Consider the following 16,507-nt stretch of genomic DNA (forward strand, 5'->3'; position numbering starts at 1 on the left):
AAAAAAGATTTTATTGAACTAAAAGTTAAGAATTATATTATAATTATTAATTTTTTTGTACCATATTAATGGATCTATAATTTTAACTGGTATAATCCAGTTATTATTTTTTAATCCTAATATTTTTAAAGATTTTGAACAAACAAAATATTTTTTAATATTACATAATTTTAAAATACTAAAACTAATATTATAATTTTTTAATAAAAATTCTTTTGGTTTTTGTTGTTTTTTTATTTGTAAAATCCCATCTCCTATAAAAAATAAAGCTATATCCTCAGTTAATGAGGATATAGAAATTACAGTATCAAGTCCTTCTTTACCAAGACTATTTCCATAAGGAGATGTTGAAAATATAAATGCTATTTTATTCATTAAAATTGAACTAAGTGATCACAAGTTAATATTAATTTTGTAAATGTACTTAAAGTAGTTATTTTAAAGTTAGTATCAATAATATTATTGATTTCTTTTTTAAAACCAAAAAAATTATTTTTATAAAAACTATTTTTTTCTTCTAAAATTAAACCTCTTTTTTTAGCAGAAGTAATACATATATATAAATTAATATGATGTTTTATACTTAATTTTTTCCAAGAATTAATTAAATTGAATTCATCATTATTAAATTTTATATTTTTATTAGCATTACATACTCCATTTCGATAAAAAAAAATATTTTTTACTATATTCTTTGTTTGTATTACTGCTTTAGTAAATAAATATGCAGAATAAGCATTCTGATTACTATATGGAGCTTCTGTAACTAATATTACAAAGATCATGTTATTAAAAATCCAAAAATATTTTTATATTAAAATTTATTTTAAATAAATATTAAAATATTTATTTTTTAGATATTGAATCTTTAATATCTAAAAGTTCAATTTCAAATATTAAGGTAGAATTAGTTGGTATTCCAGAAATTATTTCTGAACCATAAGCTAATTTTGGAGGTACAACTAATGTTATTTTACCACCTTTTTTAATATATTTTAAACCTTCTTTCCAACCATCTATTACTTGTTGTAAAATAATAAATAAAGGTTTGTTTGGTTCTGTATTATCAAATTCAGTGCCATCAATTAATTTTCCTGTATATTTAATAACAATAATTTGATTATTATTTGTAATTTTTTTACCAGAACCCATTTTATTAATTTTATATACTAATCCACTTTTACTTTTTTTTACATTTTTTCTTTTTAAAAATTTTTTAATATATTTTTGACCTATTTTTTCATTTATTTTAGATTCATCTTGAGTTTCATCTGGAGTCATAACATCTTTTGTATGTGAATCATATAATTGTAAGGCTATATCAATTTCATTATCAGAAAGTTTATATTTTCCATCTAAAGAATCAGATACACCTTGAAGAATTAGTTTTCTATTTAATATTATTTTTAATATTTTTTGTGTTTGATATGTATTAGTTAAATGTTTTCCTATTATAACTCCTAGAGCATAGGAAATTTTATCATTATCATCTTTAAAAAAGATTTCTTTTTTTTTCTTTTTTATATTTTGTTTTTTTTTTTGATTTTTTATTTTTTTTTTAATAATATTTTTAGATTTATTTTTATTCCACCATGACACATTATTTAATGTAAATGCATTTGCATTTGTAGTAGATATATTTAATCCGATACTTAAAAGCAATATAATAAATATTGATACTTTTTTAGTAAAAAATTTCATTTTTTCTCCAAAATTTTTTGGTAAGATTAAAAATAATAGTACATTATAATATATATATATAAAATAAGATAATAAATTATCTTATTTTATATAAATATTACTTTTAATAGAATTAAAAAACAAGTTAAAATATTAATTTTTATAAAAAATTAAATTAATAATTTTAACATTCTTCTTAATGGTTCTGATGCCCCCCAAAGTAATTGATCACCTACTGAAAAAATTGAGAAACAATTTTTATCTATATTTAATTTTTTTATTCTGCCAACAAGTATATCTAATTTACCATTAATAAAAGAAGGAGTAAGATAATTAATAGTATCATCAAAATTATTTGATATAATTTTAATCCATTTATTATGAGAATTAATAAGATAATGAATATTATCTATAGATAAATTTTTATTTAATTTAATTGTAAATGATTGACTATGTGAGCGTAAAGTAGCAACTCTAACACATAATCCATCAATTGGAATGATTTTTGTTGTGTTTAAAATTTTGTTAGTTTCAAATTGTCCTTTCCATTCTTCTTTTGTTTGTCCACTATTATTTATTTTTTTATCTATCCATGGAATTACATTATTAATTAAAGGAACATGAAAATAATTTTTAGGAAATTTAGAAGAATACATTTGTTTTGAAATTTCTTGTTCTATACTTAGAATATTATCATTAAAAGAATTTTTTTTAATTAAATTAGTTATATTTTTAGATATATATTGCATTTGTAAAATAAGCTCTTTCATAAATTTTGCACCAGCTCCTGATGCTGCTTGATATGTAGATACAGAAATCCAATCAACTAAATTATTTTTAAATAACCCTCCTAGAGCCATTAACATTAAACTAACAGTACAATTTCCTCCTACAAAAGTTTTTACTCCCATATTTAATTTTTGTTGTATATGTTCTAAATTAACAGGATCTAAAATAATAACGGCATCTTCTAAGGTTCTTAAATTAGAAGCCGCATCTATCCAATAACCATTCCATCCTATTTGACGTAATTTAAAATAAATTTTATTTGTATATTCACTTCCTTGACATGTTACAATTATATCTAATTCAAATAATTTTTCAAAATCATAAGCATTTTCTAATTTAATATTTTTATTTTTTATATTAAAATGATTAATATATTCTCCATATTGAGAAGTACTAAAAAAAATAGCATTAATATTATTAAAATCTTTTTTTTTTAACATTCTATTTATAAGAACTGATCCTACCATCCCTCTCCAACCAATAAACCCAACTTTTTTCATTATTCCCTCTTATAAAATCATATTTTGTTGTTTAATTTATTATGTTAATGTTATATAAAAATATTCTCTAATATTAGAATATTAAATATAATAAAACATTAAAAGAAATATGTAATATAAATAAGTATTTTTTTTAATTTGTTAAATTTATTTTAAAAAAATAAATATTTAAAAAATTTATAATAAATTTTTTTATTAAACTAAAATTATTTAATTTATCTTCCAATTAATTGGTTTTTTTTTTTTTAAAATAAGATATTTGTTTGTTTTAGAAAAATGTTTACAAAAATAAAACCCTTTATAGAATGATAAAGGAGATGGATGTGACGTAGTTAAAACTAAATTTTTTGATGTTATAAAACTTATTTTTTTTTTAGCATATGTCCCCCATAATAAGAAAACAATGTTATTGTAATTCATATCTATTATTTTTATTACATTATTTGTAAAAATTTCCCAACCAATATTAGCATGAGATTGAGGTTTATTTTTTTCTACAGTTAGTATTGAATTTAATAACATTACTCCCTCATTAACCCAATTTATTAAATATCCATGATTAGGAATTATAAATTCAGGTATGTCTAATTTTAAAGCTCTATAAATATTTTTTAATGTAGGAGGAATAGTTATATTAGGCATAACTGAAAAAGCAAAACCATTAGCTTGATTAAAACCATAATAAGGATCTTGACCTATAATTACTACTTTTAAATTATTAAAATTTATTTTTTTAAAAATATTAAAAATATATTTTTTTTTAGGATAAATAATTTTATTATTTTTAATATCTTTATTAATTTTTTGAATTAATTTTATAAAATAATGTTTTTTTTTTTCTTGTTGAAAAAAATTTTTCCATATAAAAATTTTATTATTCATAATAATATTTAATTTGTAAAAATATAAATTTATGTAATTCTACAAAAATATTATATAATATTTTTGTAAAAAACAAATTTTTTATATTTTAATCCTTGTTTTTAATATTTTATTAAAAATTATAATTTTAAGGAGTATAAAATGAACTATTATGAAATAGTTTTAATGATTAATCCAAATCAAAGTGATCAAATAAATAATATTATTAAATATTATAAAAAATTTATTTTAAAAAATGATGGTTTTATTTCAAGATTTGAAGATTGGGGGAGAAGACAATTATCTTATCCTATACTAAAATTACATAAAGCTCATTATATACTAATGAATATTACATTAAATAATATTAATATAATAAAAAATCTTGAAAAAAGTTTAAGAATTAATGAATATATTATAAGATATCTCATAATAAGAACCAAAACAGAAAGAAAAAATATATCTTGTATTTTAAAATCAAGAGATGAATTTCAAGAAAAACGTCATGATGTTATAAAAACAATATAATATAAATTTTTATAAACATACTAATAATATAAATATTAGAGGTTATTAATTAATGATACGTTATTTTCGTCGTCGTAAATTTTGTCGTTTTACAGCAGAAGGTATTAAAGAAATTGATTATAAAAATATATATATTTTAAAAAATTTTATTACTGAAAGTGGTAAAATTGTACCTAGTAGAATTACTGGTACTAAAGCAAAATATCAACGTCAATTAACTAAAGCTATAAAATTAGCAAGATATTTATCTTTAATATCTTATACTGATCATCATAAATAAATTTAAAAAATTATTATTTTGTTTTAATAAAAGTATAAATGATAAAGAGTATTAAATAATGAAAATAATTTTATTAGATTCTATTTTAGGTTTAGGTAAAAAATCTCAAATTATAAATGTTAAACCTGGATATGCACGTAATTTTTTAATACCTAAAAATAAATGTATTATTGCTACAAAAAATAATATTAGTTTTTTAAAAAATAAACTTTTAGAAAAAAAATCTAAATTATTAGATATTTTTAATAAAGCAGAATTAAAACTAAAAAAATTTAATCGTATAAATAAAATAATAATTAAAGCTAAATCAGGGAAAAATGGAAAATTATTTGGATCAATTAATAAAAATGATATTATAAAAAAATTAAAAGAAATTGGATTTAATATTTTAAAAAAAGAAATAAAATTACCGAAAGGAAGTTTAAAAAAAATAGGAGAATATAATATTCTTTTTCAATTTCATGAAAAAGTTTCAGTTCAAAAAACAATTTATATTGTAAATGATGAATAATAAATTTTATTTAATTTAAAATTAAATTATTGACTAATTAATAATTTTTTATGTATAATCACTACATATGGAACATGATTATTTTAAACAATATTATTTTATGAATCCAGTCAGGTCTGGAAGGAAGCAGCTGTAGTAAATATAATATGTGTAAAAAAATGGTCATGTTCTATTAAATTAATTTTTTAAAAATATATGTCATAAAAATGAATTCTCACGTTTTAGCCATAAAATGGCGCCCCCAATCTTTTGATGATGTTATTGGTCAAGATCATGTAATACAAGCTATCAAATATAGTTTATCTACAAAAAGAATTCATCCTGCTTGGATTTTATCTGGAAGTAGAGGAGTTGGAAAAACGACAATAGCACGCATTTTTGCAATGGGTTTAAGTTGTTTACAAGGTATAACACAAAATCCATGTGGATCATGCGATAATTGTATGTCTATAAAACAAAATTCTTTTTTAGATTTAATTGAATTAGATTCTGCATCTAAAACTAAAGTAGAAGATATTAGAGAAATTTTAGAAATTATTAATTATCCTCCTGTTAAAGGAAAATATAAAATATATATTTTTGATGAATTTCATATGTTATCAAAGCATAGTTTTAATGCCTTATTAAAGATATTAGAAGAACCACCAGAATATATAAAATTTATATTTGCAACAACAGAATTACAAAAAATACCAATGACTATTATATCTAGATGCATGCAATTTAATTTAAAATTAATAAAAAAAAATATTATTTTAAATCAATTAAAAAAAATTTTAAATAAAGAAAAAATTATATATAATGAAAAAGCATTAGATATATTATCAAATGTATCATATGGTAGTATGCGTGATGCATTAAGTTTAACAGATCAATTAATCTCTATGGGTTCATTAACTGTAGATAATACTTATTTGATGTTAGGGTTAGTAAAAAAAAAATATTTATTTTTATTAATATGTAATTTTAAAACAAAAAAAAATAATTTTATTTTTAATTTAATTGATAAAATTTCTATGTTTAATGTTAATTGGGATAATATTATTACAGAAATAATGATATTATTACATAATATTTTAAAAATTAAAATTTTAAATTGTAATTCTGACGATTTTTTTAAAAATTCAAATTTTGAAAAAAATGTAGTAAGATTTTATCAAAAAATATTTAATAATTTCTCAGAAAATGAATTAAAATTCCTATATAAATTTTTTAACACAGGTAAAAAAAATTTGTACTTAGCACCAAACCCTAAAATAGGTTTTGAAATGATTATATTAGAAATATTAATATATTTTAATAAATATTAATTGTATTTAAAATATAAAAGATAAATATTTATTTAAGATTATTTTGATTTTTTATATAAAAAAGAGAAAATTATTTATGCAAAAAAAAGAAATTAAAAGCTTTCAATCTGAAGTAAAACAATTATTACATTTAATGATTCATTCACTCTATTCTAATAAAGAAATATTTTTAAGAGAATTAATTTCTAATTCTTCTGATGCTGTTGACAAATTAAAATTTAAAACTTTATCTAATCCTAATTTATATGAGAATAATTCAATATTAAAAGTACAAATTACTATAAATAAAGAAAAAAGATTAATTAGTATTAAAGATAATGGTATTGGTATGTCTCGTAAAGAAGTAATTGAAAATTTAGGGACAATTGCAAAATCTGGTACTAAAGATTTTATAAAATCTTTAAATTTATCTTCTGATAAAAAATCAGAAACAAATTCCCAATTAATTGGTCAATTTGGAGTAGGATTTTATTCTGCTTTTATAGTTGCAGATAAAGTTTCAGTTAAAACTAGATTAGCAGGTACTCCTGTAAATGAAGGAGTATTTTGGGAATCTACAGGTGAAGGAAAATATTCTATAGTTAATATTAATAAAAAAATAAGAGGTACTACAATTATATTACATATACGTCCTAAATATGATGAGTTTTTAGATACGTGGCGTATAAAAACAATAATTAATAAATATTCAGAACATATAAATTTACCTATAGAAATAGAAATGTATAATGAGAAAGAAAAAAAATATTATTGGGAACAAATTAATAAAGCACAAGCACTCTGGTTACGTAATAAATCAGAAATTAGTACAAAAGAATATAAAGAATTTTATAAACAGTTAACATATGATAATATTGATCCAATTACTTGGAGTCATAATCATGTAGAAGGTAAACAAGAATATATTAGTTTATTATATATCCCTTCAAATATTCCATGGGACATACGTAATCGAGATTATAAAAATGGATTAAAATTATATGTTCAAAGAGTATTTATTATGGAAGATGCAGAACAATTATTACCTAAGTATTTGAGATTTGTAAGGGGTTTAGTTGATTCTAATGACTTACCTTTGAATATTTCAAGAGAAATTTTACAAAAAAATAATATTATTCGTAATATGAAGATAACATTAACAAAAAAAGTTCTTAATATGTTAATGAATCTTAGTAAAAATCAAAATGATTATAATAATTTCTGGAAAAAATTTGGTTTAGTTTTTAAAGAAGGTCCTGCAGAAGATATAAGTAATAAAAATATTATTATAAAATTATTACGTTTTTCTTCAACATATAATAATAATTCAGAACAAAATGTATCTTTAGAAGAATATTCAAAAAGAATGATAAAAGGACAAAATAAAATATATTTTTTAACATCAGATAATTATATATCTGCAAAAAATAGTCCTCATTTAGAATTTTTTTCTAAAAAAGGTATTGAAGTATTATTATTAGTAGATCATATTGATGAATGGATGATGAGTTATATTACAGATTTTGAAGGAAAAAATTTTCAATCTATTAGTAAACAAGATGATTCATTAGATGAATTTATTAAAAATAAAGATAACATTATAAAAAATGAAACAAAAGAAGAGTTTAAACCTTTTTTAAAAAAAATACAAAAAATATTAGGAAATAAAATAAAAAAAGTAAAATTAACAAATAAATTAATTAATACACCTGCTATTGTTACTACAGATATAAATGAAATGAGTACTCAAATGGCAAAACTATTTGCTGCAGCAGGACAAGAAACTCCAGAAATAAAATATAATTTTGAATTAAATCCAAATCATGTTTTAATAAAAAAAATATTAAAAATAGAAGACGAAAAGTATTTTTCTGAATTTATTTTTTTATTATTAGAAGAAGCAATTTTAGCAGAAAAGGGTACTTTAGATAATCCACATAAATTTATTAATCGTATAAATACTTTTTTATCTAAAATATAAATATTTAGATAAGATAATTATCTTAATAATTATCTTATCTTTTAATAAGAAAAGAAATAATTTTTAATTCGTTTTTTAGTTTCTTTATTTAAAATAATATTTTATTTATAATAAACTATTTACTATTTCGAAAAATCATTTTATGATTTAATAAAAATATATAAAATTTTTTTAAAAAATTTTATATAAAAATATATATCTTATTTTTTTTAAAAAAATAAGAATTCTATTTACAATTTTAATAAATTAATAATATAAAAAAATGGCAGAAAAAAGAAACATATTTTTAATAGGCCCTATGGGAGCAGGAAAAAGTACAATTGGACGTCATCTTTCAAATTTATTAAAAATGGATTTTTTTGATTCAGATCAAGAAATTGAAAATCGTACAGGAGCCGATATAAATTGGGTATTTGATGTAGAGGGAGAAAAAGGTTTCAGAAAACGTGAAAAAAAAATTATTGATGAAATAACTAAAAAACAAGGCATTATATTAGCAACTGGAGGAGGTTCTATTCAATCAAAAGAAACAAGAAAATTTCTCTCCTCTAGAGGTATTGTAGTATACCTACAAACTACGATAGAAAAACAATTAAATCGTACCAAAAGAGATAAAAAACGTCCTTTATTAAAAAATAAAAATAAATCAGCTAAAGAAATATTAGAAGAATTAGCTAAAAAGAGAAACCGTTTATATAATGAAATTGCTGATATTATAATTAAAACAGATGAACAAAGTGCTAAAGTTGTTGCTAATCAATTAATTAACTTATTAGAAAAAAATTAAAAGGACATAATATTATATATGGGAAAAACTATTTTAGTTTCAACAGAAAAAAAAAAATATTCTATTATTATAGATTTCAATTTATTTGATAAGCCATTATCTTTACCTTTTTTAAAAAAGGGAGATAGTGTTATGATTGTAACTAATAAAATAATTTTTTCTTTATATTTTAAAAAAATATCTAATCAACTTAATAATATAGGTGTAAGAATAAATTATGTTATTGTTCCTGATGGTGAAAAACATAAAACGTTAATTACTGCAAATATTATTTTTACAGCATTACTTCAAAATTTACATAATAGAGATACTACTTTAATTTCTTTAGGAGGAGGCGTAATAGGTGATATAACAGGATTTGTTGCATCTAGTTATCAAAGAGGGGTAAAACTTATACATATACCTACAACATTATTAGCACAAGTAGATTCTTCTGTAGGTGGTAAAACAGCTGTTAATCATATTTTAGGAAAAAATATGATAGGTAGTTTTTATCAACCTAATATTGTATTAATTAATTTAAGTTGTTTATATACTTTATCCAGAAGAGAATTTTCTGCAGGTTTAGCTGAAGTAATAAAATATAGTATTATTTTTGATAAAAAATTTTTTTCTTGGCTAGAAAATAATATTACTAAATTATTTAATTTAGATAAAGAATCTATAATTTTTTGTATAAATAAATGCTGTAAATTAAAAGCTCAAATTATTTATGAAGATGAATATGAAAAGAATAAAAGAGCATTATTAAATTTAGGACATACTTATGGACACGCTATTGAGTCTGAATTAGGATATGGTAAATGGTTACATGGAGAAGCTATCTCAGTCGGTATTGTTATTGCTTCTTTAACATCTAAAAAACTTAATTTAATAAACAATAAAGATATAATAAGAATTATTAATTTATTTAAAAAATGTAATTTACCAATTCAAAGTCCAAATAATATGAATATAGAACAATATTTTAAACATATTTATAGGGATAAAAAAATAAATAAAAATCAAATTAATATTATTATTCCAGTTAAAATTGGTAAAGCAATTATATGTAAAAATATTTCTGAAAAAATTATTTCTAGCGCTATTAACGCAAATAAAAATTTAATTTTCTAGTATAATTTTAAAAACAATTATTTATAATAATAAATTTAAATAAAATGAAAAATAATTTGATTGCCGCATCTATTTTATCTGCTAATTTTACATATTTAGGTAAAGAAATTGAAGATGTTCTTAAAGCTGGTGTTGATATAATACATTTTGATGTTATGGATAATCATTATGTACCTAATTTAACTATTGGTCCTTTAGTTTTAAGATCTTTACGAGAAAATGGAATTAAATGTCTAATTGATGTTCATTTAATGACAAAAAATATAGATAATTTAATAATTGATTTTATAAAATCAGGAGCAAGTAGTATTATTATACATCCAGAAAGTTCATATCATTTAGATAAAAGTATTTCGTTAATAAAAAATTATGGATGTAAAGCAGGCTTAGCATTAAATCCTTCTACTTCTTTAAATTGTTTAGAATATTTAATACATAAATTAGATTTAATATTAGTTATGTCTGTTAATCCTGGTTTTGAAGGACAAAAATTTTTAAATCATATTTATGAAAAAATTTTTCAAATTAAAAAAATTATTAATAAAAAAAACATTTTATTAGAAGTAGATGGAGGCATAAATATTAATAATATAAAAAAAATAGCTATTTCTGGAGCAAATGTGTTTGTAATAGGTTCAGCTATATTTAAAAATAAAATGCCATATTATAAAACTATAAAAAATATAAGATTAAAGTTAAATACTATATTTTAAAATAAATATTTAATTTCTTTAAAATATAGAAAAATTGTAAAAAACATTATGAAAAAAAAAATAGTATTTAGTGGAATACAACCAACAGGATTATTAACTTTAGGTAACTATATTGGAGCTTTAAAACAATGGAAAAAATTACAAAAAAAATACTTTTGCATTTATTGCATAGCTGATTTACATTCTTTAACTATACATCAAAAAAAAAATATTTTAAATAAAAATATATTAGATGTTTTAGCTATGTGTTTAGCATGTGGAATTAATCCTGAAAAAAGTATTATTTTTATACAATCTCATGTTCCTCAACATTCTCAATTAAATTGGATTTTAAATTGTTTTACTAATTTCGGGGAAATTAAAAGAATGACACAATTTAAAGAAAAAATATTTTTAAATAAAAATATTAACGTTGGTTTATTTAATTATCCAATATTAATGGCAGCAGATATATTATTATATCAAACAAATAAGGTTCCAGTAGGTAAAGATCAAATTCAACATATCGAATTAGCTAGAGATATTGCTTATCGATTTAACAAAATTTATGGAAATATATTTACTATTCCTGAAAAAATACTTAATTATAATGGTTCATGTATTATGTCATTAATAAATCCTAATAAAAAAATGTCTAAATCTGATACTAATAATAATAATATTATTAGTTTATTTGATAATGATTCTATAATTAAACAAAAAATTAAAAATGCAGTTACCGATTCTAATTATCCCCCTATTATAAAATATGATTTTAAAAATAAACCAGGTATTTCTAATTTATTAGTTATATTATCTAATATAACTGAATTTTCTATAGAAAAATTAGAAAAAGATTTTCAAAACAAGAATTATAATTCTTTTAAAGAATCAATTGTTATTAATTTATGTTTATTTTTAAATAAATTAAGAAAAAAATATTTTTTTTATAGAAAAAATGAAAAATACTTAAAAAGTATTATTACTAATGGGGCAGAAAAAGCGAAAAAATATGCTAATATTACATTAAAAAAAGTATACAATGTTATTGGTTTAGATATTTAAATACATCTTTATAAAAAATCACATATTTTATTTATCTAGTACCATAAATAACAATTGTTTTACCATGAGCATAAATTAAATTACGTTTTTTTAAAATTTTAAGAGTACGACCTACTGTTTCTCTCGAACAACCAACAATTTTTCCTATTTCTTGTCTAGTTATTTTAATTTGCATACCATCTGGATGAGTTATTGCTTCTGGAGATTTAGCTAAATTTAATAATGTTTTAGAAATTCTATGTGTAACATCTAAAAAAACTAAATTATTAATTTTTTTAAATGTAATTTTTAAATTATCAGCAATTTGTGAAGAAATTTTCATAATAATATTATTATTAATTTTAATTAAATTAAAAAATTTTTTATATGAAATTTTTGCTAATTCACATTCTGTTTTTAATTTTATTAATGTAATTTCTTTATAAGAATTATTAAAAATTCCAATTTCTCCAATAAAATGACCTGAACTTAAATAATTAATTATTATTTCTTTTCCATTTTTATTTTTAATAGAAACAATAACAATTCCTTTTAATATATAATATAAATTTTTAGAAATATCTCCTTGTTTTATTAAAATCATTTTTGCTGGATATTTATTAATATGACAATAAGAAAGAAACCATTCTAAAGTAGCATCTCTTTGTAACTTAAGAAACATTAATAATTATCTCCCTCTATTATCTTTTATTTAAAAATAAAATAATATAAAAAATATGCTGATACCCAGAATTGAACTGGGGACCTCATCCTTACCAAGGATGTGCTCTAACCTTCTAAGCTATATCAGCTAAAATATATGTGAATTATTATTAATATTTTACAAATTAAAAATTATTCAAGCAGACAACGGGAATCGAACCCGTATTACCAGCTTGGAAGGCTGAAGTAATACCATTATACGATGTCTGCTGCTATAAATATATATAATATTTATAATTATTATATACAAAAAATTATGGTGGGAGAAGGATTCGAACCTTCGAAGTCTTTGACGACAGATTTACAGTCTGCTCCCGTTAACCACTTGGGTATCCCACCATTTTAATATTTTAATAAATAAAATTTTAATATATATTAAAAGATATACATTGCCGGCTACCGGAGTTGAACTGGTGACCTACTGATTACAAGTCAGTTGCTCTACCATCTGAGCTAAGCCGGCATTATCTTTTATAAAAAACTAAATATTTTACAAAAACTTTGAAGATTTTATCCTGGTATTTACCTACTCTTACATGAGGAAAACCTCACACTACCATTGGCACTACAACGTTTCACTTCTGAGTTCGGAATGGATTCAGGTGGTACCATTGCGTTATTTATACCAGGAATATTTTATTAAATTATAAATAATTAATTAACAATTAAATCTAAACGATTCTGGTGTTGTAAGGTTAAGACTCACGGGTGTTTATTAGTACTGGTTAGCTTAACATATTACTATGCTTACACATCCAGCCTATCAACGTCATAGTCTTTAACGTCCCTTAAGGAATTTTTGTAAATAATTAACAAAAATTCAGGGAAGATTAATCTTAAGATAAGTTTCGCGCTTATATGCTTTCAGCGCTTATCTTTTCCGTATTTAGCTACCGGGCAATGCTATTGGCATAACAACCCGAACACCAGAGATACGTTCACTCCGGTCCTCTCGTACTAGGAGCAAATTCTTTCAATCTTCCAACGCCCACGGCAGATAGGGACCGAACTGTCTCACGACGTTCTAAACCCAGCTCGCGTACCACTTTAAATGGCGAACAGCCATACCCTTGGGACCTACTACAGCCCCAGGATGTGATGAGCCGACATCGAGGTGCCAAACACCGCCGTCGATATGAACTCTTGGGCGGTATTAGCCTGTTATCCCCGGAGTACCTTTTATCCGTTGAGCGATGGCCTTATCATACAGGACCACCGGATCACTAAGACCTGCTTTCGCATCTGTTTGAATTGTCATTCTCACAGTTAAGCCAGCTTTTGCCTTTGTACTAACCTCACGATTTCCGACCGTGATTAGCTGACCTTAGTACTCCTCCGTTACTCTTTAGGAGGAGACCGCCCCAGTCAAACTACCCACCAGACACTGTCTCTGACCCGGATAACGGGCCAAGGTTAGAATAATAAATATTAAAGGGTGGTATTTCAAGATTGACTCCATATTAACTAGCGTTAATATTTCATTGTCTCCCACCTATCCTACACATTAATATTTATTATTCAATATCAAGCTATAGTAAAGGTTCACGGGGTCTTTCCGTCTTGCCGCGGGTATACTGCATCTTCACAGCAATTTCAATTTCACTGAGTCTCAGGTGGAGACAGTCTGACCATCATTACGCCATTCGTGCAGGTCGGAACTTACCCGACAAGGAATTTCGCTACCTTAGGACCGTTATAGTTACGGCCGCCGTTTACCGGGGCTTCGATCAAGAGCTTCTTATTTAAAAATAATAACCCCATCAATTAACCTTCCGGCACCGGGCAGGCGTCACACCGTATACGTCCACTTACGTGTTTGCACAGTGCTGTGTTTTTAATAAACAGTTGCAGTCAGCTATTATCTTAGACTGATTTCAGCTTTGAAAGTAAATTTCTCTACTTACAATCAGCGTGCCTTCTCCCGAAGTTACGGCACTATTTTGCCTAGTTCCTTCACCTGAGTTCTCTCAAGCGCCTTAGTATTCTCTACCTGACTACCTGTGTCGGTTTGGAGTACGATTCAATATTATTTAAAGCTTAGAGGATTTTCTTGTAAGCAGGGTATCAATTACTTCAATACAATAAAGTATCTCGTCATTACGCCTTAATGTTTATAATTATTCGGATTTTCCTAAATAATTCATCTAAACGCTTAAACCAAGACTACCATCACTTGGCTAACCTAACCTTCTTCGTCCCCCCTTCGCAATAATAATGAGTACAGGAATATTAACCTGTTGTCCATCGATTACGCTTTTCAGCCTCATCTTAGGTTTCGACTTACCCTACCTCGATTACCGTTGGATAGGAACCCTTAGTCTTTCGGCGAATAGGTTTTTCACCTATTTTATCGTTACTCATGTCAGCATTCGCACTTCTGATCTTTCCAACAAACTTCACAATTTATCTTCAACAATTTACAGAACGCTCCCCTACCCAATAAATAAATTCTTTATTGTCGCAGCTTCGGTGTATAATTTAGCCCCGTTATATCTTCCGCGCAGGACGACTAGACCAGTGAGCTATTACGCTTTCTTTAAATGATGGCTGCTTCTAAGCCAACATCCTGGCTGTTTATGCCTTCCCACTTCGTTTCCCACTTAATTATAACTTAGGGACCTTAGCTAGCGATCTGGGTTGTTTCCCTCTCCACAACGGACGTTAGCACCCGCTGTGTGTCTCCCGTGATAACATTATTCGGTATTTGAAGTTTGCATCGGATTGGTAAATCTGGAAGATTCCCTAACCGAAACAGAGCTCTACCCCCGAATATGAATTACACGAGGCGCTACCTAAATAGCTTTCGGGGAGAACCAGCTATCTCCCGGTTTGATTGGCCTTTCACCCCTAACCACAAGTCATCCGCTAATTTTTCAACATTAGTCGGTTCGGTCCTCCAGTAAGCATTACCAAACCTTCAACCTGCCCATGGTTAGATCACCGGGTTTCGGGTCTATATCTTGCAACTAAAACGCCCTTTTAAGACTCGGTTTCCCTACGGCTTCCTTATACAGTTAACCTTGCTACAAAATATAACTCGCTGACCCATTATACAAAAGGTACGCAGTCACATTTTTTTCAAAATGCTCCTACTGCTTGTACGTATATGATTTCAGGTTCTATTTCACTCCCCTAACCGGGGTTCTTTTCACCTTTCCCTCACGGTACTAGTTCACTATCGGTCAGTCAGTAGTATTTAGCCTTAGAGGATGATCCCCCTATATTCAAACAAAATTTCACGTGTTTCGTTCTACTCTTCGAGAATATAATTATTATATTTTAGTATACGGGACTATCACCCTATATTGTATAACTTTCCAGTTATTTCTATTAATATAACAAATATGTATATCTCTGGGCTTTTTCCTTTTCGCTCGCCACTACTAAGGAAATCTCTATTGATTTCTTTTCCTCAGGATACTTAGATGTTTCAGTTCTCCTGGTTTGCTTCGTTATTCTATGTATTCAAATAACGATAATATATAATTATATATATTAGGTTTCCCCATTCGGATATCACCGACTAATAATGCTTTAAATCAACTTATCGATGCTTTTCGCAGATTAACACGTCCTTCATCGCCTCTGACTGCCAAGGCATCCGTCATATACGCTTATTTACTTAACCTTACAACCCACAATCGTTTAAATAAATTTAATATTAATTAAATAATTAAAATATTATTTTTTATTAAATTATTATTTTACCTAATTTTGAAAGAACAT

At 23.9% G+C, this 16,507-nt stretch carries 15 protein-coding genes, 4 tRNA genes, 2 rRNA genes and 1 other RNA gene; 10 read left to right on the top strand and 12 right to left on the bottom strand.

Annotated elements, in window-relative coordinates; genetic code table 11:
- Window positions 1–18 precede the first annotated feature (18 nt).
- The 5 genes from tusC to ung all read right to left on the bottom strand — a co-directional run bounded on the left by tusC (window position 19) and on the right by ung (window position 3,851).
- Window positions 19–375 carry a sulfurtransferase complex subunit TusC gene (tusC, locus tag GJT94_RS01650; RefSeq protein WP_168894401.1) on the bottom strand — a complete coding sequence of 119 codons (357 nt, stop codon included), beginning with the start codon at window positions 373–375 and terminating at the stop codon, window positions 19–21.
- Window positions 375–785 carry a sulfurtransferase complex subunit TusD gene (tusD, locus tag GJT94_RS01655; protein ID WP_168894402.1) on the bottom strand — a complete coding sequence of 137 codons (411 nt, stop codon included), beginning with the start codon at window positions 783–785 and terminating at the stop codon, window positions 375–377. Before tusD ends, tusC begins: the two co-directional genes overlap by 1 nt.
- A 61-nt stretch (window positions 786–846) precedes the next feature.
- Window positions 847–1,701 (bottom strand): FKBP-type peptidyl-prolyl cis-trans isomerase, encoded by an 855-nt coding sequence (fkpA, locus tag GJT94_RS01660; protein ID WP_168894403.1) that lies wholly within the window; start codon window positions 1,699–1,701, stop codon window positions 847–849.
- 149 nt (window positions 1,702–1,850) lie between these two features.
- A complete protein-coding gene (gene asd / locus GJT94_RS01665; RefSeq protein ID WP_168894404.1) occupies window positions 1,851–2,969 on the bottom strand; it encodes an aspartate-semialdehyde dehydrogenase in 1,119 nt (372 codons plus the stop codon).
- A 210-nt stretch (window positions 2,970–3,179) separates the two neighbouring features.
- On the bottom strand, window positions 3,180–3,851 hold the full coding sequence (gene ung / locus GJT94_RS01670) for a uracil-DNA glycosylase (protein ID WP_168894405.1): 672 nt from the start codon (window positions 3,849–3,851) through the stop codon (window positions 3,180–3,182).
- A gap of 141 nt (window positions 3,852–3,992) precedes the next feature.
- On the opposite strand from ung, the gene rpsF reads away from it, so the two are divergent.
- The 10 genes from rpsF (at window position 3,993) to trpS (ending at window position 12,079) form a co-directional block, all read left to right on the top strand.
- Window positions 3,993–4,358: a 30S ribosomal protein S6 gene (rpsF, locus tag GJT94_RS01675; RefSeq protein ID WP_168894406.1), complete on the top strand. Its 366-nt coding sequence runs from the start codon at window positions 3,993–3,995 to the stop codon at window positions 4,356–4,358.
- A gap of 52 nt (window positions 4,359–4,410) precedes the next feature.
- Window positions 4,411–4,638 (top strand): 30S ribosomal protein S18, encoded by a 228-nt coding sequence (rpsR, locus tag GJT94_RS01680; protein WP_168894407.1) that lies wholly within the window; start codon window positions 4,411–4,413, stop codon window positions 4,636–4,638.
- 58 nt (window positions 4,639–4,696) lie between these two features.
- Window positions 4,697–5,149, top strand: coding sequence for a 50S ribosomal protein L9 (gene rplI / locus GJT94_RS01685; RefSeq protein ID WP_168894408.1), 453 nt, complete (start codon window positions 4,697–4,699; stop codon window positions 5,147–5,149).
- Between the two features lie 74 nt (window positions 5,150–5,223).
- An RNA gene (gene ffs / locus GJT94_RS01690) (signal recognition particle sRNA small type) lies at window positions 5,224–5,318 on the top strand.
- Window positions 5,319–5,355: 37 nt separating this feature from the next.
- The gene (dnaX, locus tag GJT94_RS01695) at window positions 5,356–6,459 is read left to right on the top strand and encodes a DNA polymerase III subunit gamma/tau (RefSeq protein WP_168894409.1); all 1,104 of its coding nucleotides are present in this window, start codon (window positions 5,356–5,358) and stop codon (window positions 6,457–6,459) included.
- Window positions 6,460–6,535: 76 nt separating this feature from the next.
- Window positions 6,536–8,419 carry a molecular chaperone HtpG gene (htpG, locus tag GJT94_RS01700; protein ID WP_168894410.1) on the top strand — a complete coding sequence of 628 codons (1,884 nt, stop codon included), beginning with the start codon at window positions 6,536–6,538 and terminating at the stop codon, window positions 8,417–8,419.
- 262 nt (window positions 8,420–8,681) lie between these two features.
- A complete protein-coding gene (gene aroK / locus GJT94_RS01705) occupies window positions 8,682–9,206 on the top strand; it encodes a shikimate kinase AroK (protein ID WP_168894411.1) in 525 nt (174 codons plus the stop codon).
- Window positions 9,207–9,224: 18 nt separating this feature from the next.
- Window positions 9,225–10,322, top strand: coding sequence for a 3-dehydroquinate synthase (gene aroB / locus GJT94_RS01710; protein WP_168894412.1), 1,098 nt, complete (start codon window positions 9,225–9,227; stop codon window positions 10,320–10,322).
- 44 nt (window positions 10,323–10,366) lie between these two features.
- The gene (rpe, locus tag GJT94_RS01715; RefSeq protein WP_168894413.1) at window positions 10,367–11,035 is read left to right on the top strand and encodes a ribulose-phosphate 3-epimerase; all 669 of its coding nucleotides are present in this window, start codon (window positions 10,367–10,369) and stop codon (window positions 11,033–11,035) included.
- A 48-nt stretch (window positions 11,036–11,083) separates the two neighbouring features.
- Entirely contained in the window at window positions 11,084–12,079 is a 996-nt protein-coding gene (gene trpS / locus GJT94_RS01720; RefSeq protein ID WP_168894414.1) for a tryptophan--tRNA ligase, read from the top strand.
- 31 nt (window positions 12,080–12,110) lie between these two features.
- Here the strand turns inward: trpS and crp are convergent, their stop codons facing one another.
- The 7 genes from crp to GJT94_RS01755 form a co-directional block, all read right to left on the bottom strand.
- A complete protein-coding gene (crp, locus tag GJT94_RS01725) occupies window positions 12,111–12,740 on the bottom strand; it encodes a cAMP-activated global transcriptional regulator CRP (RefSeq protein ID WP_168894415.1) in 630 nt (209 codons plus the stop codon).
- Window positions 12,741–12,796: 56 nt separating this feature from the next.
- A tRNA-Thr gene (locus tag GJT94_RS01730) sits at window positions 12,797–12,870 on the bottom strand.
- Window positions 12,871–12,920: 50 nt separating this feature from the next.
- Window positions 12,921–12,991 (bottom strand) — tRNA-Gly (locus GJT94_RS01735).
- Between the two features lie 47 nt (window positions 12,992–13,038).
- A tRNA-Tyr gene (locus GJT94_RS01740) sits at window positions 13,039–13,120 on the bottom strand.
- Window positions 13,121–13,171: 51 nt separating this feature from the next.
- Window positions 13,172–13,244: transfer RNA gene (locus GJT94_RS01745), tRNA-Thr, on the bottom strand.
- A 50-nt stretch (window positions 13,245–13,294) separates the two neighbouring features.
- Window positions 13,295–13,411, bottom strand: a 5S ribosomal RNA gene (gene rrf / locus GJT94_RS01750).
- A gap of 61 nt (window positions 13,412–13,472) precedes the next feature.
- Window positions 13,473–16,409 (bottom strand): 23S ribosomal RNA (locus GJT94_RS01755).
- Window positions 16,410–16,507 lie beyond the last annotated feature (98 nt).

Source organism: Enterobacteriaceae endosymbiont of Donacia cinerea (genome assembly GCF_012569925.1).
Taxonomy (GTDB): Bacteria; Pseudomonadota; Gammaproteobacteria; order Enterobacterales; family Enterobacteriaceae.